Genomic DNA, 26990 nt, shown 5'->3' on the forward strand with positions numbered 1-26990 from the left:
ATGTGACCCCCTGATGACGCGTCCAGCAACGGCCGGTGGACGAACCCGCAGGTCACGGCGTGAGCAGGCCCCGGATGTCCTCGGCGGTGAGGGCGCTGGAGAACATCCTGTCGTCGTCCAGCACGGCGGTGAACAGCCTGGCCTTGCGCTCCTTGAGCTCCATGACCTTCTCCTCGATCGTGTCCCGGGCCACGAGCCGGTAGACCATGACCTTCTTCTGCTGACCGATCCGGTGGGTCCGGTCCACGGCCTGCTCCTCGGTGGCGGGGTTCCACCACGGGTCCAGGAGGAAGCAGTAGTCCGCCTGGGTGAGGTTGAGCCCGAAGCCGCCGGCCTTGAGGCTCACCAGGAACACGGGGACCTGCCCGGACGTGAACCGCTCGAGCACCCTGGCCCGGTCCGTCGTGGAGCCGTCGAGGTAGGCGTAGGGGATCCGCAGCTCGTCCAGGCGGGCCGCAGCCTTCTTGAGGAAGCTCGTGAACTGGCTGAACACCAGGGGCCGGTGGCCCTCCGCCACGATCTCGGGCAGGTGCTCGAAGAGCAGGTCGAGCTTGCTCGAGGAGACGTCCGCCGTGGGGTCCACGAGGGACGCGTCGAGGCTGAGCAGGCGCAGGGTGGTCAGGGACTGGAAGATCGTGAACCGGTTGCGGTCGAGGTCGCGCAGCAGGCCCAGGACCTTCTGCCGCTCGCGCTGCAGGCGCGTGTCGTAGATGCGGCGGTGCGCGGGGGAGAGCTCCACCTCGATGGTCTGCTCGAGCTTGGGGGGCAGCTCCAGGTCCACGGACTCCTTGGTGCGGCGGAGCATGAGGGGCTTGACGCGGCGGCGCAGCCGGGCGAGGGCGGCGGCGTCCTCCCCGCGCTCGATGGGGCGCTGGTAGGTCTCCGTGAACTTCCGCCGGGACGGGAACAGGCCGGGCGCCGTCAGGGACAGGAGCGCCCACAGCTCCACGAGGCTGTTCTCGAGGGGGGTGCCCGTGATCGCCAGCTTGAACGGGGCGTCCAGGTCCTTCGCGGCCCGGTGCGCCTTGGTCCGCGGGTTCTTCACGAACTGCGCCTCGTCGAGGAGCACCCCCGCCCAGGACATCCCCCGGTAGGCGGCCTCGTCCAGGCGCAGCAGGGTGTAGGAGGTCACCACCACACGGGCGCCGGCGGCGGCGTCCACGAGATCGGTGCCGGCCTTGGCCTGGGTGTCGGTCACGCCCACGACCGGCAGGGACGGGGCGAAGCGGCGGATCTCCGCCGTCCAGTTGGGCACCACGGAGGTCGGGGCGACCACCAGGAACGGGGGGAGGTCCGGGTCGCGCTCGACGGCGCGGCAGATCAGGGCGATGGCCTGCACGGTCTTGCCCAGACCCATGTCGTCGGCGAGGATCCCGCCCAGGCCGTGGTCCCACAGCACGCTCAGCCACGAGTAGCCGTCGCGCTGGTACGGCCGCAGCTCGGCGTGCAGGGTCGCGGGCACGGGGGGCGCCTCGAGGGTCTCGAGCTCGAGCAGGGAGCGCACCCCCTCCCGCCAGGCCTCGGCCTGGTCGGTGTCCGTCGCGACGTCCTCGAAGTCCTGCCACAGCCCGGCCTGGTGCCGGTGGATGCGCAGCGGCCCCTCGGGGCTCTCCTGCAGCGAGCGGGCCTCGGCGATCAGCTCGCGCAGCCGGTCGAACTCGGGGCGGTCCAGGGAGAACCAGGACCCGTCCGGGGCCAGCATCACGTCCTGGCCGAGGTCGAGGGCGCGGAAGACATCGGCGAAGGAGATGTAGAACTCGCCCACCTTGACCGTGACCCCGAGGTCGAACCAGTCGCGGCGCTCGGTGGCGGCGGTGCTGACGGTGATGGTGGGCGGGTCGGCGATCTGCTGGTAGGCCATGCGCCCACCGGTGTGCTCGATCCGCAGGTCCGGGACCTTCTCGAGAGCGGGCAGCCACTCCCGCACGAGCACCAGCGCGTCCTGCGCCACGTAGCTCGAGCGGCGGAAGTCCACCCCCGGCGCCCGGTGCCGGACGGCGGCGGTGACCGCCGTCTCCCAGGACGACTCGCGGTGCACGGGCTCGTCGGCGAGCGGGTCCTCGGGGCGGAAGGGCAGCAGGATCCGGTCGCGGCCCTTCTGGTACTCCCACTCCCAGCGGGCGCGGATCGTGAGCTCCTGGTGCTCCAGGGTGAGCACCAGCTCCGGGTCCGCGACCTGCGGCAGCTCGATGGACCCGTCCCCGGTGTCCACGTCCATGCTGCGGTGCAGGCGCGGGAAGTAGCGGTCGAAGAACTCCTCGACCTCGTCCTCGGGGATCCGCAGACCGCCCGCCGTGTCCAGGAACCGCCGCTGCTCGCGGGTGAGCCGGGTGGCCAGGGGCACGAGGCGCAGCGGGAAGACGTTGAGGTCCTCGGTGTCGGCGACGTCCTGCGGGTCCCCGTCCGGGGCGAACAGCCCGTGCCCGGGGTCCCCGATGATCCGGGCGGTGCCCAGGGCGATCCGGCGGCCGCCGCTGTCCACCGTGGGCCGCAGCTCGAGGTCCTTCCCGGGCCCGCGCAGCACGTCCACGTGGAAGCGTCCGGGCTCCTCGACCGTCACGGGCAGCCCGTGCTCCCGGCCGACCAGGGTGATCCCGGCGGTCTCCGCCCGGGCGAGGATGCCCCACAGGAGGGGGGAGGCGTAGGAGTCGAGCCGGATCCAGTGCCGGTCGTGCACCGCGTAGGGGGAGCGGGTGGCGCTCAGCGCCCGGAGCTCGTCGAACCAGTCGACCTGGGCGGGGCTCAGCGACCACCGGCCGGCGTCGGCGGTGACGCTCTCCCAGTCCAGCCCGCCCTTGATCCACCCGCCCCGCCGGCCCCGGCGCACCGGGCGGACGTAGAGGTGCCACGGCGAGCCCGCCCGGCCCGTGCCGTGCACGTAGCGGTACGGCTCCCGGCGCAGGTCGAACTCCAGGGCCACCCCCTCGGGCTCCTCCGCGGGCGGTTCCGCGGCGTCCGGCCCGCCCAGTATCTCGGTCAGGGCGTCCTTCCAGTCGGGCGCCCCGCCGCGTCGCCCGGGCGCGGTGCCCGCCCGGGGGGCGGCACCCTCGGGGGCCGCGGCGCCGGCCGGGGACGACGGCGCCGCGGTCCCGCCCTGCTGGTGGGCCCGGACCGCGGTCTCGAAGTTGTGGCGCAGCACGGTGGCCACGGCGTGCTTGCAGAACCCGCCGGCCGGGCAGCTGCACCAGGCCGGTCCCGGGGCGCCGCCGGCCCCGACCCGCACGGAGACCGAGTACACCGACCCGGAGCCCTCGACCTCGGCGGAGAGGCTGCCGGACCCCTCGGCGCCCGGGGACCAGCGCACGGCGCGCACACGTCCGGTGCGGAAGTACTCCTGGCCGCGGCGGAAGACGGCGGGCCCGGAGGCGGCGACGAGCCGCCGGGAGTCCACGAGGGGACCGGGAGGGGAGTGCATCGTCCCACCGTATCGGGCCGGGGCGCCGGGCGCCGCGCGTGCGGAGCGGCCCCGCGGGCTCTCTATAATCGAGGCGACCCCTCGAACGACGACAGCGGCCCCACGTGCGGCCGCGGACGGAGGACTCGTGCCCGACACTGCTGGGCTCCGCCTCGGAGACCATGCCATTGCCGACAGTGCCGAGGAGCTCGCCTACCTCCGCTGGAACGACGCGGTCTGCGCGGCGTTCTTCGGCCCGGACCGGGCGGGAGAGCTGATCTACCTCGACCTCGACGACAAGACGCTCGCCGCGATCGGCGAGGAGCGCGGCCTCGACGGGCCCTCGACCCTGCGGGCGCTCGCCGACTCGGTGACGCCCCTGCTGGTGACCGAGGACGGGCGGCGCTCGGTGTTCGACGTCTTCAACCGGCTCAACGGCCAGTGGTACCGCGCCACCCGCCGCAGCCTGGACTCCATCGCGGAGATCCCGCCGCCGCCCGTCGTCGCGCTGCTCGCCCTGTTCGCGCTCGCCGGGCGGCACATGTCGACCCTGGCCGCGCGCACGGGCAACAAGTCCGTCTCCACGTTCTTCCTGCCCCTGACCGTGCTCCTGCAGGCCGGCCCGGAGAACACGAAGGCCCTCGAGTCCTCCTTCAAGAAGGACACCGAGGCGTACTGGGACGCGCTGCGCTACTGGCTCGAGCTGCGCAACGGCGAGATCGGGCTGCCCACGGCGTACGCGGTGAACCAGCGGCCGGTCGGGCTCGCGCTGTCCCAGACGATGTTCGGCGAGGCCGAGCGGCGCCAGCTGCACCGCATGTTCGAGGACCTGGGGATGACCACCGCGCAGGGGCTCTCCGCCGCCGAGCTCGGGGTCTACCTCGACTTCTGGCTCGACATGGCCGAGACGAAGGCGTCCAAGGCCATGAAGCAGGTCTGGGCGAACCCCCTCACCCGCGAGCCCGGTCTCGAGATCGCGCTGGCGGAGCTCGCGGTCTGGGAGCAGTCCCGCGAGCAGGCCCGCGCCGAGGTCCGCGCGAACGGCCGGGGGCCCGGCCGCAGCGCCGTGAAGTCCTGCTCGCTGTCCCTCACGGACAGCACCGACTACGTGGGCAACCCCGTGTTCGAGCTCGGCTTCGTGGTGCCCAAGCGCTTCCTCTCCGGCCGGGAGGTGGAGCTCGAGACCACGGCGGGGCCCCGCACCGTGTTCCTGTCCTTCATCGGGGACGCCTTCCTGGGGGTCTCCGCCTACACCGCGCGGATGGACCCGGGGACGCTGCTGGGCGGGACCCTGCAGCTCAGCGCCGGGGACGTGCGCTTCGAGCGCCACCCGCGCCCCGTCGTCATCTTCGCGAAGGACGGGTTCTCGGACACCTTCATCTCCGTGGACCACATCCCCGCGGCCTGGCCGTGCCGGATCATGGTCCGGGACGAGCCGGAGTGGATCGCCCAGATCAAGCGGATCCTCGACGACTCCGCCTCCCCGGACTACCGCTTCGTGGAGGCCGGCAGCCACGGCCTCGCCGAGGGGTGGGTGATGTTCGACGACGTGCAGGTGCTGCGCGCGGGCAACCCGGAGCTGACCGCGAACGACAACTTCTCCGGCCTGGTGCCCCGTCTCGTGCCCGCCGTGACCCTCTCCGGCGGGCTGCGGATCCCCGGCGACGTGGTGCGCTGGTCCGCGCTGCGCCCGCCGCAGGTGACCATCACCTCGGACACGGACGCGCCCCTCACCGTGGAGTGCGAGTGGCGCAACCCGCACTCCTTCAAGCTGGAGAAGGCCAAGCTCGTGGAGGGGCGCGTGCCCCCGTTCCAGATCTCGCTGCACGGCACGCCGATGGCGCGGGCGGACCGGACCCTCAAGCCCAACGACTACACCCTCGTCCTCAAGGCGGGGCGCACGGTCCGGCAGCGCCGTGAGTTCAAGCTCCGGGACTCGTCCTTCCACCTGACCCAGCGCTCCCTCGGCTACGAGGGCGAGATGGTGCACGTCGAGGAGGAGCCCCTGTGGCCCGTCACCGCGGGCATCGTGGCGGAGCTGCCCGAGCGGTACGTGCAGGGCGCGTTCGACAACCTGCCCGCACGGGAGGCGGCCGGGGACCACGAGGTCCCCGGCGCCCCGGGCTGGCACTCCTCGGAGGGGCAGCTGCTGCTCGAGCGCACCAACGCGCTGCCCGAGCCGGAGGGGCGCTCCTGCCTGGCCACCGGCCGGCACCGCATCGTGCTGCCGGCCATGGAGCCCAAGGCGAAGGCGCCGTGGATCTTCGGGCAGTGCGCCCAGTGCGGGCTGCAGAAGCGCTATCCGGGCCGGCTCACGAAGCCCTCCGCGCTCACCTCCACCGGCTCCGTGGAGGCGCTGCGCTTCATCGGCCCGGACGAGGGGGAGTACCCGACGTCCTGGGCGCCGTTCCGTGACGCCCTCACGTTCCTGGGCGGCGGGAAGCGCTCGAGCCTGTCCATCGTGGCCCGCCAGCTCGAGGACTCCGAGCGGTTCGAGGAGTGGTTCGTGGGCCACCTGCAGGCCCTCGGCTTCCTCGAGGTGGTCCGCGACGAGCACTGGACCGTGCGGCGCTGGCAGGTCTGCGGGCCCTCCCTCACCCAGCTCGTGGACGGCTCCGTGCTGCTCACGGGCGGCTGGACGCCGGAGAAGGAGGCCGTGGTCGCGGAGGCTGCCGCGGCCCAGGACGCGTCCGTGGTGGTGCTCTCCCCGGAGGACCACGGGACCACCCTGCTGCAGGACGTGGACCTCGGGACGCTGCAGGAGGCGCTGCCGGTGGGGCTGTGCGACGTCGTCTTCGACGCCGGGCCCGCGATGCTGGAGACCCTGCCCCCGCTGTCCGAGGTCGAGGAGCAGCTGCGGCGCGCGGAGATGCAGTACAACGGGGTGGCCGAGCGCTTCGTCCCCGAGGACGCCACGTGGGAGCTCACCGAGGACCGGAACCGCCCGGGGCTGTACCGGATCAACCACCACCACCGGACCCGGTACGCGTTCCGCACCCCGGCCGACGTCGAGTCCGGCCACGCCCGGTTCGTGGCCTCGGGCATCGGCAAGCACTTCGCGGCCCGGCAGGCGGGGGTGCCGATCGTCTCCTACGACCCCGAGCTGGAGCTGCTCTCCGTGCCCATCGGCGCGGAGCTGGCCGGGCTCTACGCCCGCGCCGCCGTCCTGTGCTCCGGGCTGCTGCCCGCCAAGGTGGACGAGGACTTCTCGCTCAACTACGGGGACGTCACGCCCGAGTTCGCCCAGGCCCTGGTGGACAAGCTCATGAGCTGAGCGGGCGGCCGGTACGGACGGGCCCCGGGTCGGTGTGCGACCCGGGGCCCGTCCGCGCCCGGTCCGGCGGCGGGGGTGCTGCGCGGGAGGCGCTCAGGCGTCCGCGGCGATCAGCTCCGCCGCGCGCTCCCCGATCATGTAGACGGTGATGTTGGGGTTCACCGTGGTCAGCTCCGGCATCACCGAGGCGTCGGCCACGCGCAGGCCCGCCACCCCCTTGACCCGCAGCTGCGGGTCCAGCGGGGACATCGGGTCGTCGGCCGGTCCCATCCGGCAGGACCCGGCCGGGTGGTAGACGGTGTTGTGGGTGCGCCGGACGTAGTCGGCGATCTCCTCGTCGGTCTGCACGTCCGGGCCCGGGAACAGCTCCGCACCGGCCCACTCGGCCAGCGCCGACTGGGCGACGATCTCCCGGGCCCTGCGGATCCCGGCGGTCATGATGCGCAGGTCGTAGCCCTCGGGGTCGGTGAAGTAGCGGGGGTCGACCCGGGGCTTGTCCCGGAAGTCCCGCGAGCGCAGGCGCACCGTGCCGCGGGAGCGCGCGTGGGTGACGTTCGGGGTGAGGCAGAAGGCGTTGTCCGAGGTGGGGTAGCCCTGCCGGTAGGTGTGCAGGTCGAAGTTGACCGAGCCGTAGTGCATCATCAGGTCCGGCCGGTCGGTGTCCGGGTCCACCTGGGTGAAGATCCCGGCCTCCCACCACTGGGTGGACTCGGTGACCATGGGCCGGCGGGCCTCCCACTGGAGCACGCCCTCGGGGTGGTCCTGCAGGTGCTCGCCGACGCCGGGGGCGTCCACGAGCACGTCCACGCCGACCTCGCGCAGGTGCTCGGCGGGTCCGATCCCGGAGAGCATCAGCAGCTTGGGGGTGTCGATGGCGCCGGCGGAGACGACCACCTCGCGGCGGGCGCGCACGGTCCGGGACGTGCCGAAGGCGTTGTCCACCACCTCGACGCCGGTCGCCCGGCCGTCCTCGACGACCACGCGCTTGGCCTGGGTCGAGTGCAGGACCGTGAGGTTGTCCCGGTCGGCGGCCGGGTGCAGGTAGGACACGGACGAGGACGCCCGGGTGCCGTCGGCGCGGCGGTTGACCTGGAAGAAGTTCGCGCCGTTGACCACGGTCTTGCCGGTGTTGAAGGTGGTGCGCGGGATCCCCGCCTGCTCGCAGGCCTCGAGCAGGGCGACGCCGCAGGGGTCGTCGTCCGGGATCTGCATCAGGTGCACGGGCCCGTCGTGGCCGTGGTGGGCGCCCTCGTCGTCGTTGGTCTCGAGCTTCTGGTAGAGCCGGAAGGCGGTCTCGGCGTTCCAGCCCTCGGCGCCGTGGACCTCCTCCCACTCGTCCAGGTCCTCGGCCGGGGCCCAGAACGCGATGCACGAGTTGTGCGACGAGCAGCCGCCCAGCACCTTGGCGCGGGCCATGCGCATGTGCGAGTTGCCGTTCTCCTGCTCCTCGACGGGGTAGTCCCAGTCGTAGCCGGACTCCAGCAGCTCCATCCACCGGCTGAGGGTCAGCACCTCGTCGATGTCCCGGTCGTGCGGTCCGGCCTCGATCAGCCCGACGCTCACGGACGGGTCCTCGGACAGGCGGGCGGCGACGACGGCGCCGGCGGAGCCGCCGCCGACCACCAGGTAGTCGAACTCCTGCGGGGTCTCTGGCGCTGGGGTGGTGCTGGGCGTGGTCATGTCTCTCCTCGGGAGGGTCTCGGGAAGGTCTCGGGAAGTTTTCGGGGCGTGGCGGTTCTCGGGACGTGCGGGGTCGGGGGCGCGCCGGCGTCGTCGTCGTGCGGGCGACGACGACGCCGGGCGGGCGCGGGTCAGGGTGCGGCGAACCAGCCGGTCACGGCGGGGGCCGTGTTCTGGTAGACGTGCTTGAGCTCCTGGTACTCGCCCAGGCCGGTGGGGCCGAGCTCGCGCCCGACGCCCGACTGCTTCATCCCGCCCCACTCCGCCTGCGGCAGGTAGGGGTGGAAGTCGTTGATCCAGATCGTGCCGTGGCGCAGCCGGCCCGCCACGCGGTGGGCGCGGCCGGCGTCCGCGGTCCACACGGCCCCGGCGAGGCCGTAGATCGTGTCGTTGCCGATCTCGACGGCCTCGTCCTCGGTGCGGAAGGTCTCGACCGTGACGGTGGGGCCGAAGGCCTCGTCGTGCACGCAGTCCATCTCGCGGGTGCAGCGGTCGATCACGGTGGGCGGGTAGAAGAAGCCCCGTCCGAGGTCCAGCGACCCGTCGGCGGACGTCCCGGTGGAGTGCTCGCCGCCGGTGCGGACGCGCGCACCCTGCTCGCGGGCGCGCTCCACGTACGCGTGCACCTTCTCGCGCTGGGCCGCCGAGATGAGGGGCCCGGTCTCGGCCTGCTCGTCGAAGGGTCCGCCGAGGCGGATCCGCTCGGCCCGGCGGACGAGCTCGTCGACGAAGCGCTCGGCGATCGGCTCCTCGACCACCAGGCGCGCCCCGGCAGAGCAGACCTGCCCGGAGTGCACGAACGCGGCGTTGAGGGCGTTGTCCACGGCGGCGTCGAAGTCGGCGTCCGCGAAGACCACGTTGGGGTTCTTGCCGCCGAGCTCCAGGGCGACCTTCTTCACGGTGGGCGCGGCGGCGGCCGCGATCCGCCGGCCGGTCAGCACGCCGCCGGTGAAGGAGACGAGGTCCACGTCGGGGGAGGAGGACAGCGGCGCGCCCACCTCGGTGCCGGCGCCCAGCACGAGGTTGGCCACGCCGTCGGGCAGGCCGACCTCCTGGAGGACCTGCATCATCAGGATCGCCGTGTGAGGGGTGAGCTCGGCGGGCTTGAGCACGAAGGTGCACCCGGCGGCGATCGCCGGGGCGATCTTCCACGCGGCCTGGAGCAGCGGGTAGTTCCAGGGCGTGATCATCCCGCACACGCCCACGGGCTCGGTGACGACCTTCGAGACCACGGTGGGGTCCCCGGCGTCGACGACGCGCCCGGCCTGCTCCGCGGCGGCCTTGCCGAAGTACGTGAAGCACGCGGCGATGTCGTCCATGTCGATCTCGGACTCGACCAGCCGCTTGCCGGTGTCGAGGGACTCGGCGCGGGCGAACTCGTCCTTGCGCTCGCGCAGCCGGGCGGCGACCCGCAGCAGCAGGTCCCCACGCTCCGGCGCCGGCACGGACGACCAGCGGCCGTCGTCGAAGGCGCGGCGGGCCGCGGCGATCGCGCGCTCGGTGTCCTGCGCGGTCGCCTCGGCGACGGTGCCGACCTCGGCGCCGTCGGCGGGACAGACGATGGTGCGGGTGCCGCCCTCGGCGGCGGCCTGCCACTGGCCGTCGATGAACAAGGTGCTGCTCACGGGTGTGCCTCCTTCGCCGCGGGGATCTGCCCCGTCGGCACGTCGTGGATGTCGGTGGACCAGTCGGGGTGGCCCTGCTCGCCGTCCTGGATGACGGACGGCCCGTCGTGGATGCTCAGGAAGGCCAGGTGCGCCTCCCAGCTGTCGAGGACGTCGTTGATGACCTGCTCGTGGCTCCAGTCCATGACGTCCGTGCCCTGGGAGCCGGTCTCGTTGAAGACCTCCAGGCGGTAGTACAGGTCGGAGTCCGGGTTGGTGCGGAACCCGCCGAAGGCCGGCACGGGCGTGGCCACCGGATAGATCTGGTAGCAGAAGTCCCGGTCCTCGCCCATCCGCACGGTCAGCGTGTGCTCGGACAGGTCCTGGTAGCCGACCACCGAACTGGTGAGCTCGGCGTCGAGGCCCTGGGCCCGGAACTCCTCGACGACCTCCGCGAGGGCGGGGACGAGCGCCTCGTCCTCGTAGCGGCGCACGGCCTTCGGGCCCGGGAACGAGCCGGTCCGGGAGAGCCGCCGGCGCCAGTGGCTGTCCGGGCCGGGGATGCGGGACGCGGCCGCGGAGCGGCGGGTGGAGCTGCGCCCCTCGCGCTGGGAGCGCTCGGCGCGCAGGGCCTTCCAGAACCCGATCATGACCAGGTACATCACGATCGAGAAGGGCAGGCCGATGATCAGCGTGGCGGCCTGCAGGGTCGGCACCCCGCCCACCAGCAGCATCGCCAGGGTCAGCAGCCCGGTGGCGGCGGCCCAGAAGATGCGCAGCCACTTGGGCCCGTCCTGGGTGGGGTCCTGGATCGTCGAGGTGAACGTCGACATCACGAGCGCGCCCGAGTCGGCGCTCGTGACGTAGAACAGCAGCCCGGCCAGCGAGGCGAGCGCGATGAGCACCGGCGCGCCCGGGTACTGCTCGAGCAGCGAGTAGAACGCCCGCTCGGGGGTGTTCATGGCGGCCTGGCCGAAGGCGTCGTCCCCGCCCGTGACGATCGCCAGGGCGCTGTTGCCGAAGACCGAGACCAGGATGAGGATGAACAGGAACGGCACGGTCAGGGTCGCGATCACGAACTCGCGCAGGGTGCGGCCCCGGGAGATCCGCGCCAGGAACAGGCCGACGAACGGCGCCCAGGCGATCCACCAGGCCCAGAAGAAGAGGGTCCACCCCGCCATCCACTCCGCCGCACCGGTGTAGGCGAACGTCTCCATGGTCATCCCCGGCAGCGAGGAGACGTAGTCGCCGAGGTTCTGCACCGTGGCGTCGAGCAGGAACGAGGTCCGGCCGGCCACGAGCACCCAGACGATCAGCGCCACGGCCATGAGCACGTTGAGCTCGGAGAGCCTGCGGATGCCCTTGTCCACGCCGGAGACGCACGAGGCGGTGGCCATCACCACGGCCACGACGATCAGCCCGATCTGCGCCGCGGTCCCCTCCTCGATCCCGAAGAGCAGGTAGAGGCCGTAGTTGAGCTGCACCACGCCGATGCCCAGCGAGGTGGCCACGCCGAAGATCGTGCCCAGCAGCGCCGCGATGTCCACGACGTCCCCTGTGCGCCCCTGCACCCGCCTGCCGATCAGCGGGTAGAGGGCCGAGCGGATGCTCAGGGGCATGTTCCACCGGTAGGCGAAGTAGCCGAAGGCCATGCCCATCAGCGCGTACATCGCCCAGCCCGTGACGCCGTAGTGGAACAGCGTCCACACCACGGCCATGCGGGTGGCCTCGGCCGTCCCGCCCTCCCCGGCGGGCGGGCCGTAGTACTGGGTGACGGGCTCGGCCACGGAGAAGAACAGCAGGTCGATGCCGATGCCGGCGGCGAAGAGCATCGCGGTCCAGGTGAACAGGTTGTACTGCGGCTTCGAGTGGTCGGGGCCCATCTTGATGGTCCCCTCGCGGGAGAACGCCACGACCAGGACGAAGACCGTCACCACGGTGGCCGTCAGGACGTAGAACCAGCCCATGTTGGTCGCGATCCAGCCGACCACGGCGCTGATCACCGCGGAGGCCTGGTCGGGGGCGAGGATCGCCCACAGGGAGAACAGGACGATGGTGATGCCCGAGCCGGCGAAGACCGTCCGGTTCACGGCCGGCCGGGAGCGCCCGGCGGGTGGGGTGCCGCTCTCGGGCGGTGACTGGTGCAGGGCGGAAGTCATGGGACGAGTCCTCCTGGAAGTGGTGATCCGGGTCGGGGAGCACCTGCCGGGTCCAGCGCGGACCGGGCAGGGGCGGGACGTCGTCGTGCCCGCGGACCGGTGCGGCGGCCGAAACCCGCGCCCCGGGGATGCTCAACATCGTGTCACCACCCTTCCGGTTGGTAAAGTTCTTTCTCATGAGCACCTCCTCCCGCGAGCGCATCCTCGACGGCGCCCTCGAGCTGATCCGGGGCGGCGGCACGGTCTCCCTGGCGTCGGCCGCGCGGCAGGCGGGTCTGACCAAGCCCGGGGTGATGTACCACTTCCCCACCAAGGAGGCGCTGATGCTCGCCCTGGTGGACCGGGTGATGGACGGCTGGGACGCGCAGATGGCCCGCCGCCTGCCCGGCCCCCCGGAGCAGGTGCCCGCGGCGGAACGGCTGCGCGCCTACCTCGACTGGTGCCTGTCCGGGGAGGTCGACGAGACCGACCTCGTGATGCTCACCGACCAGCGGCTGCGCGCCACGCTCAAGGAGCGCTGGGTCGCGCGGGTGGAGCCGTGGGTGCACCTGCCCGCGGACCTGCCCGCCGAGCGCCGGAGCCGGCTGCTGGCCGTGCGGCTGCTCGCCGACGGCGTGTGGTTCGCCGACGCCGCGGGCGTCTTCGCCCCCGACCCGCAGGAACGGGCCCGGGTCAGGGCGGTCGCCGACGAGCTCCTGGAGGGCTGAGCCGTGCTGCGCCGGCTGCTGCTGCTCGCCGCCGTGCTCGCCGAGGTGGCGGCCACACTGTCGCTGAAGGCGGCTCTGGACGAGCCCGCCTGGTACGCGCTCGTCGTCGCCGGCTACCTCGCCGCGTTCACCCTCCTGGCGGCCGTGCTGCGCCGCGGCATGCCGGTGGGGGTCGCCTACGGCGTGTGGGCCGCCCTCGGGGTGATGCTCACCGCTCTGGCGGCGGCCGTGGTCTACGGTGAGCGGCTGAGCCCGGCCGTGCTGGCCGGGATCGTGCTGGTCGTGGCCGGCGTGCTCTGCGTGGAGCTCGGCTCCCGCCGCCCCGCCCCCGAGACCGAGGAGGCGGCCTGATGGCCTGGCTCTTCCTCAGTGTCTCGATCCTCACCGAGGTCGCCGGAACCCTGTCCCTGCGGATGGCCGCCCGGGGCCGCCGCCGCTGGTACGCCGCCGTGGCCGTCGGCTACCTGGTGGCGTTCACCTGCCTGAGCCTCGTCCTGGCCGAGGGCATGGCGCTGGGCGTCGCCTACGGCATCTGGTCGGCCTCCGGCGTGGCGCTGACGGCACTGGCCGGCCGGGTCCTGTTCCGCGAGCCGTTCACCTGGGTGACGGCGGCCGGGGTGGCCCTCATCGCCGGCGGAGTGCTCCTCATCGAGCTCGGCGCCCCGCCGGTCTGAGCGGTCCCCGGTGCCGGGCCGGGTCCGGCGCCCCGTCCCGGGTGGTGCGGCGCCGGATCTCGTGTAGAGTAGTCCGCAGTTGTTGAGGTTCGTTTTTGTCTTTCAAGCAGTTCGGCCCACTCGGGTGCAGCAGTTTTTCTGAGAAGACGTTTTCCATGCATCGCAACTGTTTTGTTTCTCGAACGTCGGGAAACGTTCATCTCATGAAGGATCAGGTCTCCCATGACTACCGGTATCGTCAAGTGGTTCAACGCTGACAAGGGCTTCGGCTTCATCACCCCCGAGGACGGCTCCAAGGACGTCTTCGCCCACTTCTCCGCGATCAACTCGAACGGCTTCCGCTCGCTGAACGAGAACGACCGCGTCGAGTTCGAGACCCAGGACGGCCCCAAGGGCCCCCAGGCTGCGAACATCAACGTCATCTCCTAAGGATCTTCCGCGGGCTCCGGCCCGTTGATCCTCCAGAACCGTCGTCGGGCTGCGCCCGGCGGCGGTTCTGTCGTCGTACCCGCCGAGCAGCACCGGGAGGAAGCGCCGTGACCGTTCCCGATCCGCTCCCCGCCGCGGAGGAGCCGGAGGACCCCTTCGTGGTGAACCGGGTCTCCGACGCCGAGCTGGACGTCTCCGTGCCGTTCGAGGTCGAGGCCTCCGAGTGGGGATTCGACGGCTCCGCCGACGAGGCCGGCGGCGGCTGGGGCTCGGCGGGGGACTACGGCCTCGAGTGAGCACCCCGCGGGTCCCACCGGCGCTCCGGACGTCACCGTCCTCCCGCACGACGGAGGCCGCAGCCCGACGGGCTGCGGCCTCCGTGCGCTCCTGTCCGCCGGCTATGCCGACAGCGGGAGGGACGAGGGGTGGAGCTTGAAGAACGGGTGCCGTCCGGTCGCCGCGAGGGCTCCGGGAACGAGGAGCTGGCGGTACTTGGCGCACCATTGCGCCGTACCCTCCGTGTGCTCCGCCGCGGCGGCCAGGTCGTCGGCCTCGGGGCTCAGGTACTCCTGCACGTCCCCGTCGGTCGACGTGAGACGGACGAGGTGGAGATCGGGGAGGGCGGTGACGGTCACGTCGATCCACTCCTCGCGCTGGTCGGTGGTGATGGCTGTTCTTTCTTCGGACATGGTCATGTTTTCTCCTGACGTTCTTGCAGGCATCCGATGGCGTTGCCCGCCGCTTCGTCATCCGATCCACCCGGGAACATCGGGTTGGCGCGCAGCGGGTCGGAGCCCCTCCACGGTTCCGCCGGGGATCGTCGATCTCCGGCCGAGGGCGTGGACGCCGCATCTCGAGAAGCAGGTTCAGGCTACCCCGCGGCACCGACACCTCGACAAGCGAGTCGTGAGTTGTGTCACTGAAACGTAATGCGCGGGGCCGTCGCCTGCGCCGTCCCCGGTACTACGGGACCCATTCCAGCGCAACGATGTGTCGTCGAGATGTCCGGGCGGTGACACCCCGGGGAAGGCCTGTGCACAGGAGGGGGCACCGGATCCGGCCGGGTCGCCGCACGCGGACACTGTTCGGCCGATGTGGTTCAATGGGGAGAGCTTCAAGAGACCCGGTCGGCAAGCTCCGACTTGACCGGGCACCAACCCCATGTTCACGGGTGGTTCGGATGACGAAGCGGCTCGCATCGCCGCAGCAGCGGTACCCGGTGCGAGCAAGAGCGCACGAAGGATCCCGGTCATGTCCGACCCCCGCCACTCCGCCGCCCGCACGGGCGCGTTCCCCCAGCCCTCCCACGCCGTCCCGGCCACCGGGGACGGGACCCGCCGCGACCCCGCGCCGAGCGTCCCGGCGATCAGCGTCTCCGCCATGAGCGTCGAGGACTACGCCCGCGTGGTGCAGGTCCGCACCGAGTTCGTGGACTTCCTGCTGGCTCCGGCCCGCGGGGAGCTCGCCGCCGCGGCCTGAGGCCCGCCGCCGTGGACCTCCTCCTGGACCGTTCCGTGCTGCTGGGGGTGCGCACCCCGGAGCGCTGCCCCGAGCTGGCCGAGGTCCTGCGCCGGCACGGACACCGGCGGCTGTTCCTGCCCGCCACGGTGCTCGGGGAGCTGCTCGCCGAGCGGCCCGACGAGACGCTGTGGGCGGAGCAGCTCGAGCTGCGCTTCCCGGGCCGGGTCCTCCCCGCGGACGCCGCCGTGGCCCGGGCGTGGGGAGCGCTGGCCGCGACGGGGGCGGCCGATCCGCTCGCCGGGCTCACCGCGGCCACGGCCCTGGTCCACGGGCTGACCGTGCTGACCGCGGAGCCGGGGCGGTACGCCGGCACCGGGGCGCCCGTGCTGGACGCGTCCCCCGCCCGCCGGTAGCCCTCAGACGGCCCGGCGGTGCCGGCGGCTGCGCCCCTGCCCCTGCGCCGAGAGCGCCACGGCGCGCTCGTAGTGCTCGAGCAGCTGCCCGACCAGGACGTCCCACGTCCGGCCCTGGACCGCCGCGTGCGCCGCGACGCCGAACGCGGCCCGCTTCGCCTCGTCGCCCAGGAGATCCGCCACGTGCCCGCGCAGCGCCCCGAGGTCGCCCGGGGGATAGAGCCAGCCGGTGCGGGACCGGTCCACGAGGTCGAGGGGACCGCCCCGGCCGGTCGCGACCACCGGCACCCCCGAGGCCATGGCCTCCTGGATCGTCTGGCAGAACGTCTCGAACTCGCCGGGGTGGACGAACACGTCGAAGGACGCCATGATGCGCGCCAGGTCGGCACCGCTGCGGCGCCCGGTGAAGTGGGCCTGCGGGAGCCGGCGGCGCAGGGCGTCCTCCTCCGGGCCCGAGCCCACGACCACCAGGCGGGTGCCGGGCAGGTCCGCGACCGCGGAGAGGTCCTCGACCTGCTTCTCCGGGGCGATCCGGCCCACGTAGCCGACGATCCGCCGGCCGCCGCCGACCTCCTCCCGCCACCGCTCGTCGCGGTGCCGGGGGGAGAAGCGGGTGGTGTCCACCCCGCGCCGCCACAGGTGCACGTCCTGGACGCCGTGCTCGGTGAGCTGCCGGACCGCCGCGGTGGACGGCGCGAGCGTGAGCGTGGCGAGGTTGTGCATGGAGCGCACGTGCCCCCACAGGAGCTGCTCGAGGAACGGGGCCCCGTACTTGGCCGCGTAGCCGGGCACGTCGGTCTGGTAGACCGCCACGCACGGCACCCCGAGCTGCTGGGCCGCCAGGATCGCCCGGCGGCCCAGCACGAACGGGGAGGCCACGTGGACCACGTCAGGCCGGAAGCGCTCCAGCTGCCGCCGCACCCGGGCCACGGTCCCGCCGGCCACCCGCACGGCGGGGTAGCCGGTGAGCGGAACGGCTGGCAGCCGGTGCACCGGCACCCCGTCGAGGTCCTCGACGACCTGCTCCGCCGGGCGCCCGAGCGGCGCGGGTTCGTAGGAGGGCGCCACGACCACGACGTCGTGCCCGCCGGCGACCAGCTGCTCGACGACCCGCAGCACCGAGTGGGTGACTCCGTTGAGGTGGGGGAGGAACTGCTCGGCGACCACGGCGACTCTCATGCTCCCGAGCCTGCCGGGGCCGGGCGACCGGACGGCGAGCGGGGCGTGGCCCGCCGGTGAAGGCGCCGTGAAGCCTCGGCCGGGGTGCCGCCCGGGCGTGGGAGGATGGTCGGTGATGAACTCCCAAGGCCTGTCCTCCCCCGCTGCACGCCCGGACCGCCGGGGTGTGCCCATGCCGCTGTGGCTGCAGGGCGTGCTGGAACTCGGCTCCGTGGCCGTGGTGTCCTACCTGCTGGTCCTGCTGACCGTCCTCATGGTGTGGCTCGCCGACGGCTTCGACACCCTCGGCCTGACCGGCGGGTTCGTGCTCTCCGGTCACGTGTGGCTGCTCGCCCACCTCACCCCGCTCCAGGTGGCCCTGGACCCGGGCGCAGGGCTGCCCGCGACCACCGGGACGCTCAACCTCGTCCCGCTCGGGCTCACCCTGGTGCCGTTCGCCCTTTCCTGGCACGCCGGGAGACGGCTGGCCCGCGCCTGCTGGGAGGGCCAGTTCTGGCAGCCGTACCTCAGCGGACTGGCCGCCTACTCCGCGTTCGGCGCCGCCGCCGCGCTGCTCTTCAGCGGAGGGGAGGTCTCGGCGAGCCCGGCCGCGGCCGCCGTCTTCCCGCTCGTCCCCGTGGCCCTGGGCGGCTTCGTGGGCGCGTACCGGGCCTCCCGGTCGCTGCCGGGACTGATCGGCGTCAACGCCGCCGCGTGGGTCGAGCGCACGAGCCAGTACTCTCGCTGGGCCGGGTCCTACGTGTGGGCGGTGCTGCGCGCCGGCTTCGTCGCGGCCGTGGCCGGGGTCGGGGCCGGGGCCGCCCTGCTGGCCGCCGCCCTGTTCTGGAACTGGAACGACGTGGTGGGCGTCTACCAGCGGCTGGGCACCGGCGTGCCGGGGGACACCGCGCTGACGGGACTCCAGCTCGGCTACCTGCCCAACCTCGCGGTCTACGCCCTGGCCTGGGCCACGGGCGCGGGCTTCGAGCTCGGTTCCGGCACGCACGCCTCTCCGCTGGGCACCGAGGCCGGGCCTGTGCCGCTGCTCCCGGCGCTCGCCGCGCTGCCGCCCGCCGAGCTCCCGGCCTGGGCGCTCGTGGTGGTCGTGCTGCCGGTCCTGGCCGGCGTCCTCGCCGGCTGGTGGTTCCTGCGCGAGGGGGAGAACCACCTGGACGACTGGATGGCGCTGCGGCTGCCCGCGCGCTGGATCACGTACCCGCTCTCGACGCTGCTGACCGGGGTCTTCGTGGGCGCCGTCGCCGGCGTGCTGGTGATGCTGCTGAGCTGGCTCGCGCACGGCTCGCTGGGGCTCGGGCGGCTCACGGACGTGGGACCGGACGGTCCCGCCGTGCTGCTGCTGTGCGGCGCCGAGGTGGCCGTCGGGGCGGCGGTCGGCTGTGTGCTGGGACCGTGGCTCGAGCACGAGCCGCCGTTCGCGCCGCCCCGCGGCGGCGAGGACGGCGAGGACCGGACGCCGGCCGGCCGGCGGGCAGCGCGCCGGCGGCGCCGGGAGGAGACCGCGGCCCGGCGCGCCATGCGCTCGGCCGGCCGGCGGAGGCCGCGGCCCGCACGCGGGCACGGGGCCGACCAGCACGGGACCGAGGGGCACGGCGCGGACGGGCCCAGGACCGGCCGCAGCACCGCGGACGGGCACCGGGACGCGGGCCCGTGGGCGGCTCAGGGGCCGGCCGTGGCGGAGACCGGGTCCGCGGAGGCGTTCGACGTGGACGCGGCCGAGGCACCCGCGGCGTCCTCCGACGCCGGCGCCGCCGGGCCGCCGGAGAGATAGCTCCAGATCCCGTCCTCGAGCTCCTGCTGGCACTGCGCCGCCCCGGAGAGGGTGAGGGTGCCGGCGACGCACTCCTGGTAGGCCTCGGCCACCGGCCACAGGGCCAGACGGGCCCCGCCGGTGAGCAGGCTCAGCGCGCCCAGCACGATCGCGGCGACCGCGCTCAGCACCAGCAGCCGGCGCGTGCCGGTCCCGCGGGAGCGCACGAGCGCCGCGACGCCCAGCCCGATCCCGAGGACGGCCAGCACGACCCCGGCCACGGTCGGCCACAGGGCGGAGCCGACGAGCACCAGGGCGACCGCCGCGCACACCAGCGCGCCCCCTGCCGTGCGGGTCGCGGCGGCGCGTCGTGCGTCCGCGGGGGCTGCCTCGGGGGTCGGGCGGGGAGGGGTCATGCCCTTCACTCTAGGGCACCCCGGGGGCCCCTCCCCGCCCGCCCGACTAGACTCGGGGGCATGCGCATCGTGGTCATGGTCTCCGGCTCCGGCACCAATCTGCAGGCGGTCCTCGACGCCGTCCGGGAGGGCCGGATCGACGTCGAGATCGCCGCCGTGGGCGCGGACAAGCCCTGCACCGGCCTGGAGCGGGCCCGGGAGGCCGGCGTCGAGACGTTCCTCGTCCGGCCCGGCGACCACCCCGACCGGACGCGGTGGAACCGTGCCCTGCAGGAGGCGGTGGCCGCCCGGGAGCCCGACCGGATCGTCTTCGCGGGGTTCATGCGGATCGTGGACGCCGAGTTCGTCGAGGCGTTCGCGGGGCGCATTGTCAACACCCACCCCTCGCTGCTGCCGTCCTTCCCGGGGGCGCACCCGGTGCGGGACGCCCTCGCGCACGGGGTGAAGGTCACCGGCGTCACCGTCCACGAGGTCGTGGCCGACGTCGACGCCGGTCCGATCCTGGCGCAGGCGGCGGTGCCCGTGGAGGAGGGGGACACCGAGGCGCAGCTGCACGAGCGGATCAAGGCCGCCGAGCGCGAGCTGCTCGTGCGCACGCTCGGCGCGGCGGCCCGGCAGGGAGCCCTGCACGACGCCCGGTGAGCAGGCCCGGCGAGGGTCCGTAAAATGGTTCCCGGCGGATCCCGCCGGCAACCCCAGACCTCGAACGCTTGGAGAACCTGTGAGCCCCACCCAGCTTGACCGCGTGCCCCTCAAGAGGGCGCTGGTGTCCGTCTACGACAAGACCGGGCTGGAGGGTCTCGCCACGGGGCTGCACCGGGCCGGCGTCGCGATCGTGTCCACCGGTTCGACCGCACGGCGCATCGCCGACCTGGGCGTGCCGGTGACGGAGGTCGCGGAGGTCACCGGGTTCCAGGAGTGCCTGGAGGGGCGGGTCAAGACCCTGCACCCGCGGGTGCACGCGGGCATCCTCGCGGACCGCCGGAAGCAGGACCACATGGACCAGCTCGCCGAGCTGGAGATCGAGCCGTTCGACCTCGTGGTCGTGAACCTCTACCCGTTCGTGGACACCGTGCGCTCCGGCGCGGGCCAGGACGAGGTCGTCGAGCAGATCGACATCGGCGGCCCCTCCATGGTCCGGGCCGCTGCGAAGAACCACGCGGCCGTGTCCGTGGTCGTGGACCCGTCCTCCTACGACGCGGTCGTGGAGGCGGCGGCCTCGGGCGGCTTCGACCTGCGGGCACGCCGCCGGCTGGCCGCCGCGGCGTTCGCGCACACCGCCGCCTACGACACCGCGGTGGCCACCTGGACGGCCCAGCAGTTCGAGCGGGACGAGGACGCCAACTTCTGGCCGCCCTACGCCGGCCTGGCCCTGCAGCGCTCGGCCTCCCTGCGCTACGGCGAGAACCCCCACCAGAAGGGGGCGCTCTACGTGGACGAGGCCGCGTCCCCCGGCATCGCCCAGGCCGACCAGCTGCACGGCAAGGAGATGTCCTACAACAACTACGTGGACGCCGACGCCGCGCTGCGCGCCGCCTACGACTTCGACGAGCCGGCCGTGGCCGTGGTCAAGCACAACAACCCCTGCGGGCTGGCCGTGGCCACCCCCGGCGCCGAGGACCCGATCGCCGACGCCCACCGCAAGGCCCACGCGTGCGACCCGCTCTCCGCCTACGGCGGGGTCATCGCCGCGAACCGGACCGTGACCCGGGCGATGGCCGAGACCGTGCAGGACATCTTCACCGAGGTCGTCGTGGCCCCCGGCTTCGAGCCGGCGGCCCTGGAGATCCTGCAGGCCAAGAAGAACATCCGCCTGCTCGAGCTGCCCGAGGGCTTCGAGCGGGACGTCCTCGAGTACAGGCAGATCTCCGGCGGCGCGCTGCTGCAGGTCTCGGACCGGCTCGACGCGGCGGGCGACGACCCCGCCGGCTGGACGCTGGCCGCGGGGGAGCCGGCGGACGAGCGGACGCTCGCCGACCTCGCCTTCGCGTGGACGTCGCTGCGGGCGGTGAAGTCCAACGCGATCCTGCTCGCCGACCGCGGCGCGTCCGTGGGCATCGGCATGGGCCAGGTCAACCGGGTGGACTCCTGCAAGCTCTCCGTGGAGCGGGCCAACGCCCTGGGCGAGGACGGCGCCGAGCGCGCGCGCGGCGCCGTGGCGGCCTCGGACGCGTTCTTCCCGTTCGCGGACGGCCTCCAGGTGCTCCTCGACGCCGGCGTGCGCGCCGTGGTCCAGCCCGGCGGCTCGATCCGGGACGAGGAGGTCGTGGCCGCGGCCGAGGCCGCCGGCGTGACGATGTACTTCACCGGGTCCCGGCACTTCTTCCACTGAGCCGTCTCCGGGGCGGCATGCCCCGCGCACGGCAGCGGCCGCACTCCCCGCGGGGAGTGCGGCCGCTGCCGTGCGTGCTGCCCGTGCCGGAGCGCGCGGTCGGCCCGCGCGCTCCGCTCAGGCGCTCAGCTCACGCGCTGAGCGAGGAGAGGACCCGGTTGAAGGTCTCCGAGGGGCGCATCACCGAGAACGTCTTGGCGTCGTCCGGGCGGTAGTAGCCGCCGATGTCGGCGGGACGGCCCTGCACGGAGAGCAGCTCCTCGTTGATCGCGTCCTCGTTGGCCGCCAGCTGCTCCGCCACGGAGGCGAAGGCCTGCGCCAGCTCGGCGTCCTCGTCCTGGCGGGCCAGCTCCTGGGCCCAGTACAGGGCCAGGTAGAAGTGGCTGCCGCGGTTGTCGATCTCGCCGGCCTTCCGGCTCGGGGACTTGTTCTCCTCGAGGAACGTGCCCGTGGCCCGGTCGAGGGTCTCACCGAGGATCCGGGCGCGCTCGTTGTCGGCCGTGGTCGCCAGGTGGTCGAGGCTCGCGGCGAGGGCGAGGAACTCCCCGAGGCTGTCCCAGCGCAGGTGGTTCTCCTCCACCAGCTGCTGGACGTGCTTCGGCGCGGACCCGCCGGCGCCGGTCTCGAAGAGCCCGCCGCCGTTGATGAGCGGGACCACCGAGAGCATCTTCGCGGAGGTGCCCAGCTCGAGAATCGGGAACAGGTCCGTCAGGTAGTCGCGCAGCACGTTGCCGGTGACCGAGATGGTGTCCTCGCCGCGGCGGATCCGCTCGATCGAGAACGCGGTGGCCTCCTCGGGGGACATGATCTCGATCTGCAGGCCCTCGGTGTCGTGCTCGGTCAGGTACTGCTCGACCTTCGCGATGAGGTTGGTGTCGTGGGCGCGGGTGCGGTCCAGCCAGAACACGGCCGGCGTCGCGGAGGCCCGCGCGCGGGTCACGGCGAGCTTGACCCAGTCGCGGATCGCGACGTCCTTCGTCTGGCACGCCCGCCAGATGTCCCCGGGGGAGACCTCGTGCTCGATGAGCACGGCGCCGGAGGAGTCGACGACCTGGACGGTGCCCTGCACGGGGATCTCGAAGGTCTTGTCGTGGGAGCCGTACTCCTCCGCCTTCATCGCCATGAGGCCGACGTTGGGCACGGAGCCCATGGTGGTCGGGTCGAACGCGCCGTGGGCGCGGCAGTCGTCGATGACCACCTGGTAGACCCCGGCGTAGGAGCTGTCCGGCAGCACCGCGAGGGTGTCCGCCTCCTCGCCCTCGGGACCCCACATGTGCCCGGAGGTGCGGATCATGGCGGGCATCGACGCGTCGACGATGACGTCGGAGGGCACGTGCAGGTTCGTGATGCCCTTGTCGGAGTTCACCATGGCGAGCTTCGGGCCCTCGGCGAGGCCCTTGTCGATCGCGGCCCGCACGTCGTCGCGCACGTCGGCGGGCAGGGCGTCGAGGCCGTTGAGGATCGCCGCGAGCCCGTTGGCGGGGGAGAGACCCGCCTTCTCGAGGGCCGCGCCGTGGGCGGCGAAGAGCTCCGGGAAGAACGCCTCGATGACGTGGCCGAAGATGATCGGGTCGGAGACCTTCATCATGGTGGCCTTCAGGTGCACCGAGAGCAGGACGTCCTCCCGCTTGGCGCGCTCGACCTGCTCCGCGAGGAACGCGTCCAGGGCGGCGGCCCGCATCACGGTGCCGTCGACGACCTCGCCGGCCAGCACGGGGACGGACTCCTTGAGCACCGTGGTGCTGCCGTCCTCGGCCACCAGGCGGATCGTCAGGGTGTCGTCGCCGTCCATGACCACGGACTTCTCGTTGTCCCGGAAGTCGTCGGCGCCCATCGTGGCGACGTTCGTCCTCGACTCCGCCGTCCACTCGCCCATGCGGTGCGGGTTCTTGCGGACGTAGTTCTTGACCGAGGCGGGGGCGCGGCGGTCCGAGTTGCCCTCGCGCAGCACCGGGTTGACGGCGGAGCCCTTGATCTTGTCGTAGCGGGCCCGGGTCTCCTTCTCCTCCTCGGTGCGGGGCTCGTCCGGGTAGTCGGGGAGGGCGACGCCCTGCTCCTGCAGCTCCTTGACCGCGGCCTTCAGCTGCGGGACGGAGGCGGAGATGTTGGGCAGCTTGATGATGTTGGCCTCGGGCTTCTTGGCCAGCTCGCCCAGCTCGGCGAGGGCGTCGTCCACCCGCTGCTCCTCGGGGAGGCGGTCGCCGAACGCGGCGATGATGCGCCCGGCCAGGGAGATGTCGCGGGTCTCCACCTCGACGCCGGCGGTCGAGGCGTAGGCCTCGATGATCGGCTTGAAGGAGTAGGTGGCGAGCAGGGGCGCCTCGTCGGTGCGGGTGTAGATGATCTTGGCCATGTGCGGGCTGTCTCCCAGGATGTCGTCGGATCGGTGGTGGTGCTTCCTGGTGCCAAGATACCCGAGGCGGCGCCCCGCCCGCTGGCCGGGCCCGCCGTCCGGCCGGAGGCCGCGGGCGGCCCGGGCACGGCGGCGGGCCCGTTCCCCGCGGGGAACGGGCCCGTGGCCGTGGGGCCCCGCCCGGGGGCGTGCCGGTGCCGGGGGCCGGGCTCAGCCCTCCGTGGACTGGGTGGACCCGGCGCCGTTGACGAGCTCGCCCTCGCCGATCACGCGGTCGCCGGACTCGTCCCGGCCCTCGCCCAGGGCCTGCTGCTCGCCCTGTCCGGAGACCACCTGGATCTTGCGCGGCTTGGCCTGCGCCGAGACGGGGATCGTGACCGTGAGCACGCCGTTGTCGTAGTTCGCGGCGATGTTCTGGATGTCGATGCCCTGGCCCAGGTTGAGCTGGCGGACGAACGAGGAGCTCTGCCGCTCCCGGGTGATCCACTGGACGTCCTGCACCTCGGGCAGCTCCCGCTCCGCGCGGATCGTCAGCAGCTGGCCGTCGACGTCGACGTCGACGCTCTCCGGGTCGATGCCGGGCAGGTCCGCCCGGAGGATGTACTGGTCGCCGTCCCGGTACAGGTCCATGGGCATCTCGCGCAGGCCCTGCCGGGCGAACAGCGAGGCGGCGAGCCGGTCGAAATCGTTGAACGGGGTGAACATCGTGGCCACGTCAATCATCTCCTCAACCATATGAGCAATGTCTTCGACATTTAGTTGAGTCCGATCAACTCAACTGTTGACCATGATAATCCCGCTCCCCGCGGTCTTCAACGGGTCCCGGCCCCCATCGCCCAGGGCGAACCGCCCTCAGCGGGCGTCGTGGGGATACCGCACGCCGATCTGCGCCCGCACCCGGTCGAAGAGCTCCACGAGCTCGAGGGAGTCGGCCCACGGCATCACGGGGGACTCGAGCAGGCCCTGCTGCACGCAGCGGGTGGCCTCGCGCATCTCGAACACGTATCCGGCGCCCGCCACGTCCACGCGCTCCACGAGGGGGGCGGCGCCCGTGCGGGCGCCCTCGGCGGTCTGCAGCACCAGGGTGGTCGGGCAGTTGATCCGTCCGTCCACCCGCAGCCAGCCGTCCGTGCCGCTGATCGTCACCTGGTGGGGGACCGTGGCGGACAGGGTGCCGCTCACGTGCGCCCGGCCGTGCCCGAAGTCCAGGGTCAGGGCGGTGTCCAGGTCCACGTCCGTGGCGCCGAGCTCCGCGCGGGCGCTCCAGCGCTCCGGGGCCCCCAGGACCGCGGCGGTCCACGTCAGGGGGTAGACCATCATGTCCAGCAGCACCCCGCCGCCGTCGGCCCGGCGGAACAGGCGGTGGGCCGGGTCCAGGGCCCGGTGCGTGCCGATGGACCCCTCGACCGAGCGGACCCGGCCGAGCCGGCCCTCCCGGACCCAGCGCATCGCGGTGCGGAAGCCGGGGGTCATGCGGGTCCAGACGGCCTCCATGAGGAAGACGCCGTGCTCGCGGGCCAGGCGGAGCAGGTCGCGGACCTCCGCCGCGGTCATGGCGAGGGCCTTCTCGCACACCACGTGCTTGCCGGCCCGCAGCAGCGCCGAGACGTCCCGGTGGTGGTAGCCGTGCGGGGTGGCCACGTAGACGATCTCCACGTCCGGGTCGGCCGCGAGCCGGTCCAGTCCCGTGCTCGTGGCGGTGCCGCCGTAGGCCCGCTCCACCCCGTGCCGGCGGGCGAAGTCCTCGGCGCGGTCCTGGTCCCGCGAGCTCACGGCCACGAGCCGGGCGTCGGGCAGCGCCGCGATGTCCGGGACCACCTTCTCCGCGATGTCGGCGGTGCTGACCACGCCCCATCCGAGCGTGCGGCCGGTCGCGGTGCCGGGGTCGTCCAGGTGGGCGGCGTCGAGGGAGGCGTCGACGAACGGGCTGAGGGTCTGGGCAGGCATGGGCGCATTCTGCCACGCCGCCCGGCGCCGGGTCCCCGTCCGCCGACTCCGATCGAACGACCGTTCGTGGCGTAGGCTGAGGGCGTGCCCCGGGTGAGCCAGCAGTACAAGGACGAGCGCCGCCGCGAGATCGTGGCGGCCGCCAGCGAGTGCTTCCTCGAGCACGGCTACGAGGGGGCGTCGATGCACCGCATCATCGCCGCCACGGGGCTGTCCGCGGGGGCGCTCTACAACCACTTCCCGAGCAAGCAGGAGCTCGTGGCCGCGGCCGCCCGCGCGGCCCTGGACCGTGTCCTCGCCGCCGCGGAGGACGAGCCCGGCACCGACCCCGCGGCGTGGGTCGTGGGACTGCTGGAGCGGCTGGCCGCGGATCCCGCCACCACCCGCCTGCTGCTCATCACGTGGGGCGGGGCGGTGAGCGACCCCGGTCTGGCCGCGCTGGCCGGGGAGCACCTCGGGCGCGTGCGGGACCGGGTGGAGGAGCGCTACGGGCGGTGGGCGGTCGAGGAGCTGGGCCTCGACGACGACGCGGCCCGCGAGTGGGCCGGCATGTTCGCCCAGGCCATCCTCTCGGTGCTGCAGGGCTGGGTGGTGCAGTCCTGCCTGCTGCCCGGCTTCGACCACGGCGCGTACCTGGACTACGCGCGCACCCTCGCGGCGCAGTGACGGGCCGCCGGGCCCGGCTCAGGCGGTGAGCCGGCGGTGCTCGGCGGAGAGCCGGACGTAGGTGCGCGCGTTGGCACGGACCTTCTCCTGCTCCTCGTCCGTGAGCTCGCGCCGGACCCTGCCCGGCACCCCCGTCACGAGGGAGCGGGGCGGCACCACGGTGCCCTCGAGGACGACGGCGCCCGCGGCCACCAGCGAGCCCGTCCCGATCACGGCGCCGTTGAGGACGGTCGCGTTCATCCCGATCAGGACCTCGTCCTCCACGGTGCACCCGTGCACCACTGCGCCGTGGCCGACGCTCACGTCCGCGCCGATCGTGCAGGGGTGGCCGGGGTCGGAGTGGACCACCACGTTGTCCTGCAGGTTGGACCGCGCGCCCAGCCGGACGGGGGAGCGGTCGCCGCGCACCACGGCGCCGTAGAAGACCCCGGACTCCGGCCCCAGCTCGGCGTCGCCCACGACCGTGGCGGTCGGGGCCACGAAGGCGGAGGAGTCGATCCGGGGCTCGTGCCCCCCGTGCGGGAGGACCGTGCCGGGCGTCGTGGAGTGTGCCAT

23 protein-coding genes and 1 riboswitch are annotated in these 26990 nt (G+C 73.2%); of the genes, 12 read left to right on the top strand and 11 right to left on the bottom strand.

The genetic code is table 11. The features are described 5' to 3' along the window. Positions 1–52 precede the first annotated feature (52 nt). The gene (locus tag E7Z53_RS14095) at positions 53–3415 is read right to left on the bottom strand and encodes a DEAD/DEAH box helicase (protein ID WP_109222535.1); all 3363 of its coding nucleotides are present in this window, start codon (positions 3413–3415) and stop codon (positions 53–55) included. A 127-nt stretch (positions 3416–3542) separates the two neighbouring features. Between E7Z53_RS14095 and E7Z53_RS14100 the strand changes: the two genes are divergently transcribed. After that, positions 3543–6668, top strand: a complete 3126-nt coding sequence (locus E7Z53_RS14100; RefSeq protein ID WP_176338009.1) for a hypothetical protein — start codon at positions 3543–3545, stop codon at positions 6666–6668. Positions 6669–6761: 93 nt separating this feature from the next. Here E7Z53_RS14100 and E7Z53_RS14105 read toward each other — a convergent pair whose 3' ends face one another. The 3 genes from E7Z53_RS14105 to betT all read right to left on the bottom strand — a co-directional run bounded on the left by E7Z53_RS14105 (position 6762) and on the right by betT (position 12111). Next, positions 6762–8348 (bottom strand): GMC family oxidoreductase, encoded by a 1587-nt coding sequence (locus tag E7Z53_RS14105; RefSeq protein WP_109268819.1) that lies wholly within the window; start codon positions 8346–8348, stop codon positions 6762–6764. Between the two features lie 131 nt (positions 8349–8479). Further along, positions 8480–9973, bottom strand: coding sequence for an aldehyde dehydrogenase family protein (locus E7Z53_RS14110; protein WP_176338010.1), 1494 nt, complete (start codon positions 9971–9973; stop codon positions 8480–8482). Then, positions 9970–12111 carry a choline BCCT transporter BetT gene (betT, locus tag E7Z53_RS14115; RefSeq protein ID WP_176338011.1) on the bottom strand — a complete coding sequence of 714 codons (2142 nt, stop codon included), beginning with the start codon at positions 12109–12111 and terminating at the stop codon, positions 9970–9972. The genes E7Z53_RS14110 and betT overlap by 4 nt, the downstream gene beginning before the upstream one ends. Before the next feature lie 176 nt (positions 12112–12287). Here betT and E7Z53_RS14120 point away from each other — a divergent pair, with 176 nt between their 5' ends. From E7Z53_RS14120 to E7Z53_RS14140, 5 genes are all read left to right on the top strand, one after another. Continuing rightward, positions 12288–12818, top strand: a complete 531-nt coding sequence (locus tag E7Z53_RS14120) for a TetR/AcrR family transcriptional regulator (RefSeq protein WP_035926976.1) — start codon at positions 12288–12290, stop codon at positions 12816–12818. Positions 12819–12821: 3 nt separating this feature from the next. Then, positions 12822–13169, top strand: coding sequence for a DMT family transporter (locus E7Z53_RS14125; RefSeq protein WP_017832153.1), 348 nt, complete (start codon positions 12822–12824; stop codon positions 13167–13169). Further along, the gene (locus E7Z53_RS14130) at positions 13169–13492 is read left to right on the top strand and encodes a DMT family transporter (RefSeq protein WP_017832154.1); all 324 of its coding nucleotides are present in this window, start codon (positions 13169–13171) and stop codon (positions 13490–13492) included. Before E7Z53_RS14125 ends, E7Z53_RS14130 begins: the two co-directional genes overlap by 1 nt. A 222-nt stretch (positions 13493–13714) precedes the next feature. Then, the gene (cspE, locus tag E7Z53_RS14135) at positions 13715–13921 is read left to right on the top strand and encodes a transcription antiterminator/RNA stability regulator CspE (RefSeq protein ID WP_017832155.1); all 207 of its coding nucleotides are present in this window, start codon (positions 13715–13717) and stop codon (positions 13919–13921) included. Between the two features lie 107 nt (positions 13922–14028). Further along, the gene (locus tag E7Z53_RS14140) at positions 14029–14217 is read left to right on the top strand and encodes a hypothetical protein (RefSeq protein WP_017832156.1); all 189 of its coding nucleotides are present in this window, start codon (positions 14029–14031) and stop codon (positions 14215–14217) included. A 102-nt stretch (positions 14218–14319) separates the two neighbouring features. On the opposite strand, the gene E7Z53_RS14145 is transcribed toward E7Z53_RS14140, so the two are convergent. Next, positions 14320–14616, bottom strand: a complete 297-nt coding sequence (locus E7Z53_RS14145; RefSeq protein WP_017832157.1) for a hypothetical protein — start codon at positions 14614–14616, stop codon at positions 14320–14322. A gap of 417 nt (positions 14617–15033) precedes the next feature. Then, positions 15034–15159: riboswitch (SAM riboswitch) on the top strand. Positions 15160–15172: 13 nt separating this feature from the next. Here E7Z53_RS14145 and E7Z53_RS14150 point away from each other — a divergent pair. Further along, complete coding sequence (locus tag E7Z53_RS14150) at positions 15173–15400, top strand: hypothetical protein (RefSeq protein WP_095650861.1); 228 nt, start codon at positions 15173–15175, stop codon at positions 15398–15400. Between the two features lie 11 nt (positions 15401–15411). Continuing rightward, the gene (locus E7Z53_RS14155) at positions 15412–15795 is read left to right on the top strand and encodes a PIN domain-containing protein (protein WP_017832159.1); all 384 of its coding nucleotides are present in this window, start codon (positions 15412–15414) and stop codon (positions 15793–15795) included. A 3-nt stretch (positions 15796–15798) separates the two neighbouring features. Here E7Z53_RS14155 and E7Z53_RS14160 read toward each other — a convergent pair whose 3' ends face one another. Beyond that, positions 15799–16974, bottom strand: coding sequence for a glycosyltransferase family 4 protein (locus E7Z53_RS14160; RefSeq protein WP_172604338.1), 1176 nt, complete (start codon positions 16972–16974; stop codon positions 15799–15801). A 115-nt stretch (positions 16975–17089) separates the two neighbouring features. Between E7Z53_RS14160 and E7Z53_RS14165 the strand changes: the two genes are divergently transcribed. Then, positions 17090–18742, top strand: coding sequence for a cell division protein PerM (locus E7Z53_RS14165; RefSeq protein WP_255219584.1), 1653 nt, complete (start codon positions 17090–17092; stop codon positions 18740–18742). Here E7Z53_RS14165 and E7Z53_RS14170 read toward each other — a convergent pair. Beyond that, positions 18631–19137 carry a hypothetical protein gene (locus E7Z53_RS14170; RefSeq protein ID WP_109268814.1) on the bottom strand — a complete coding sequence of 169 codons (507 nt, stop codon included), beginning with the start codon at positions 19135–19137 and terminating at the stop codon, positions 18631–18633. The genes E7Z53_RS14165 and E7Z53_RS14170 overlap by 112 nt on opposite strands. A gap of 60 nt (positions 19138–19197) precedes the next feature. Here E7Z53_RS14170 and purN point away from each other — a divergent pair, with 60 nt between their 5' ends. After that, entirely contained in the window at positions 19198–19779 is a 582-nt protein-coding gene (purN, locus tag E7Z53_RS14175) for a phosphoribosylglycinamide formyltransferase (protein ID WP_176338012.1), read from the top strand. Between the two features lie 79 nt (positions 19780–19858). Then, positions 19859–21469, top strand: coding sequence for a bifunctional phosphoribosylaminoimidazolecarboxamide formyltransferase/IMP cyclohydrolase (gene purH / locus E7Z53_RS14180; RefSeq protein ID WP_035926988.1), 1611 nt, complete (start codon positions 19859–19861; stop codon positions 21467–21469). Positions 21470–21599: 130 nt separating this feature from the next. Here purH and E7Z53_RS14185 read toward each other — a convergent pair whose 3' ends face one another. The 3 genes from E7Z53_RS14185 to E7Z53_RS14195 all read right to left on the bottom strand — a co-directional run bounded on the left by E7Z53_RS14185 (position 21600) and on the right by E7Z53_RS14195 (position 25769). After that, a complete protein-coding gene (locus E7Z53_RS14185) occupies positions 21600–23822 on the bottom strand; it encodes an NADP-dependent isocitrate dehydrogenase (protein ID WP_017832165.1) in 2223 nt (740 codons plus the stop codon). A 210-nt stretch (positions 23823–24032) separates the two neighbouring features. After that, positions 24033–24557: an Hsp20/alpha crystallin family protein gene (locus E7Z53_RS14190; RefSeq protein WP_255219585.1), complete on the bottom strand. Its 525-nt coding sequence runs from the start codon at positions 24555–24557 to the stop codon at positions 24033–24035. A gap of 117 nt (positions 24558–24674) precedes the next feature. Then, complete coding sequence (locus E7Z53_RS14195; protein ID WP_176338013.1) at positions 24675–25769, bottom strand: Gfo/Idh/MocA family protein; 1095 nt, start codon at positions 25767–25769, stop codon at positions 24675–24677. A gap of 84 nt (positions 25770–25853) precedes the next feature. On the opposite strand from E7Z53_RS14195, the gene E7Z53_RS14200 reads away from it, so the two are divergent. Beyond that, complete coding sequence (locus E7Z53_RS14200) at positions 25854–26435, top strand: TetR/AcrR family transcriptional regulator (RefSeq protein ID WP_031282322.1); 582 nt, start codon at positions 25854–25856, stop codon at positions 26433–26435. 18 nt (positions 26436–26453) lie between these two features. Here the strand turns inward: E7Z53_RS14200 and E7Z53_RS14205 are convergent, their stop codons facing one another. After that, positions 26454–26990 carry a gamma carbonic anhydrase family protein gene (locus tag E7Z53_RS14205; protein ID WP_109222547.1) on the bottom strand — a complete coding sequence of 179 codons (537 nt, stop codon included), beginning with the start codon at positions 26988–26990 and terminating at the stop codon, positions 26454–26456.

It is taken from the genome of Kocuria salina (assembly GCF_013368965.1).
GTDB classification, from domain to species: Bacteria; Actinomycetota; Actinomycetes; order Actinomycetales; family Micrococcaceae; genus Kocuria; species Kocuria rosea.

What these genes read in the sequence shown, in the direction of transcription:
- E7Z53_RS14095 (WP_109222535.1), bottom strand. Translation starts at nt 3,415, where the DNA reads ATGCACTCCCCTCCCGGTCCCCTCGTGGACTCCCGGCGGCTCGTCGCC.
- E7Z53_RS14105 (WP_109268819.1), bottom strand. Translation starts at nt 8,348, where the DNA reads ATGACCACGCCCAGCACCACCCCAGCGCCAGAGACCCCGCAGGAGTTC.
- betT (WP_176338011.1), bottom strand. Translation starts at nt 12,111, where the DNA reads ATGACTTCCGCCCTGCACCAGTCACCGCCCGAGAGCGGCACCCCACCC.
- E7Z53_RS14120 (WP_035926976.1), top strand. Translation starts at nt 12,288, where the DNA reads ATGAGCACCTCCTCCCGCGAGCGCATCCTCGACGGCGCCCTCGAGCTG.
- E7Z53_RS14130 (WP_017832154.1), top strand. Translation starts at nt 13,169, where the DNA reads ATGGCCTGGCTCTTCCTCAGTGTCTCGATCCTCACCGAGGTCGCCGGA.
- cspE (WP_017832155.1), top strand. Translation starts at nt 13,715, where the DNA reads ATGACTACCGGTATCGTCAAGTGGTTCAACGCTGACAAGGGCTTCGGC.
- E7Z53_RS14145 (WP_017832157.1), bottom strand. Translation starts at nt 14,616, where the DNA reads ATGACCATGTCCGAAGAAAGAACAGCCATCACCACCGACCAGCGCGAG.
- E7Z53_RS14150 (WP_095650861.1), top strand. Translation starts at nt 15,173, where the DNA reads ATGTCCGACCCCCGCCACTCCGCCGCCCGCACGGGCGCGTTCCCCCAG.
- E7Z53_RS14160 (WP_172604338.1), bottom strand. Translation starts at nt 16,974, where the DNA reads ATGAGAGTCGCCGTGGTCGCCGAGCAGTTCCTCCCCCACCTCAACGGA.
- E7Z53_RS14165 (WP_255219584.1), top strand. Translation starts at nt 17,090, where the DNA reads ATGAACTCCCAAGGCCTGTCCTCCCCCGCTGCACGCCCGGACCGCCGG.
- E7Z53_RS14170 (WP_109268814.1), bottom strand. Translation starts at nt 19,137, where the DNA reads ATGACCCCTCCCCGCCCGACCCCCGAGGCAGCCCCCGCGGACGCACGA.
- purN (WP_176338012.1), top strand. Translation starts at nt 19,198, where the DNA reads ATGCGCATCGTGGTCATGGTCTCCGGCTCCGGCACCAATCTGCAGGCG.
- E7Z53_RS14185 (WP_017832165.1), bottom strand. Translation starts at nt 23,822, where the DNA reads ATGGCCAAGATCATCTACACCCGCACCGACGAGGCGCCCCTGCTCGCC.
- E7Z53_RS14190 (WP_255219585.1), bottom strand. Translation starts at nt 24,557, where the DNA reads ATGGTTGAGGAGATGATTGACGTGGCCACGATGTTCACCCCGTTCAAC.
- E7Z53_RS14195 (WP_176338013.1), bottom strand. Translation starts at nt 25,769, where the DNA reads ATGCCTGCCCAGACCCTCAGCCCGTTCGTCGACGCCTCCCTCGACGCC.
- E7Z53_RS14205 (WP_109222547.1), bottom strand. Translation starts at nt 26,990, where the DNA reads ATGGCACACTCCACGACGCCCGGCACGGTCCTCCCGCACGGGGGGCAC.